Here is a 1,472-nt window from a genome sequence, read left to right on the forward strand (position 1 = left end):
CAATACCGGTAACTTAGGGGCAATTCGGTCGTTGGTCGTGGTGTGCCTCGTGCGGGTCAATTGAAGTCATCGGGTGAGCGTCTGTCGGATCGCGTTGCGGTCGGGGTGTTGACGTGCGCGTTTCCGCCGTCGCTTGTGGACGATGTGCTGGCGCGGACGGGTCGGGTGCAGCGGCGTAGTCGGCTGTTGCCGGCCCGTGTGGTGGTGTACTTCGTGCTGGCGATGTGCCTGTTCAGCGGCCAAGGCTATGAAGAGGTCGCCCGGCTGCTCACCGAGGGGCTGCGGGAGCGGCGCCGGTGGCGTGCTGGGTGGACGGTGCCGTCGACGGCAGCGATCTGGAAGGCGCGGTCCCGGCTGGGTGTGGAACCGGTCAAGGAGCTGTTCGCCACGGTGTGCCGGCCTGTCGCTACACCGGACACTCGCGGCGCGTTCTACCGCGGCTGGCGGTTGACCGCGATCGACGGCACCACCTTCGACCTGCCCGACACGCCAGCCAACGTTGAGGCGTTTGGCCGGCCACCGCGCTCCGGGCGGGGCGAGGTGCAGGTGGGCTATCCACAGATCCGTATGGTCGGCCTGGTGGAGTGCGGCACCCACGTCGTGTTCGACGCCGCGATCGGCCCGCTACGCACCGGCGAGCACGCGCTCGCCGCAGACGTCTTCGCCTCACTACAAGCGGGGATGCTGCTGCTGGCCGACCGCGGCTTCTACAGCGTGGACCTGTGGCAGAAAGCCGCCGCGACCGGGGCGGACCTGCTGTGGCGGGTCCGCAAAGACATCGTCCTGCCGGTGATCGAACAGCTACCGGACGGCTCCTACCTCACAGAGATCTTCGACCAGAGCGACATCCACCACACCCGCCCTGGTATGCGGGTACGGGCGGTGGAGTACACCATCGCTGGCCACGAGGGCGTCTACCGGCTCATCACCACGATCCTCGACCCGAGCACTGCCCCGGCCGACCAACTGGCCGCTCTCTACGCCCAACGATGGGAGTTCGAGTCCACTCTGGACGAAATCAAAACCCACCTGGGCGGGCGACATCTGGTGCTGCGCTCGCAGCACCCCGACGGAGCCGAACAGGAACTCTACGGCTTCCTGCTCGTCCACCACGCCATCCGGCACCTGATGCACCAGGCCGCCAGCGAAGGCGACCACGACCCCGACCGGATCTCCTTCACCCGCTCACTGCGGGTCGCCCGCCGCCAGGTCACCGACCAGGCGGCATTTTCCCCCCGGCACACTCGCCCGCGCCGTCAAGAACACCCTCGCTGAACTCCTCGAACGCCTGCTCCCGCCACGCCGCCGTCGGGCTAACCCCCGCGTCATCAAACGTAAAGTCGCCAACTGGCCCCTCAAGCGCGCCGCACATCGGGCGCCTAACCGGCCAGACGAGCCGGCAATCACCGTCACAGGCGCCACCAAACCGAAACGCGTCAAACGGACACCACGACCTTAAGTCACCGGTATTG

At 67.3% G+C, this 1,472-nt stretch carries 1 protein-coding gene; it reads left to right on the forward strand.

Annotated elements, in window-relative coordinates:
- Window positions 1–42: 42 nt before the first annotated feature.
- Complete coding sequence (locus tag V6V89_RS41375) at window positions 43–1,275, forward strand: IS4 family transposase (protein WP_334625213.1); 1,233 nt, start codon at window positions 43–45, stop codon at window positions 1,273–1,275.
- Window positions 1,276–1,472 lie beyond the last annotated feature (197 nt).

This window comes from Micromonospora sp. CPCC 206061, assembly GCF_036906915.1.
Taxonomy (GTDB): Bacteria; Actinomycetota; Actinomycetes; order Mycobacteriales; family Micromonosporaceae; genus Phytohabitans.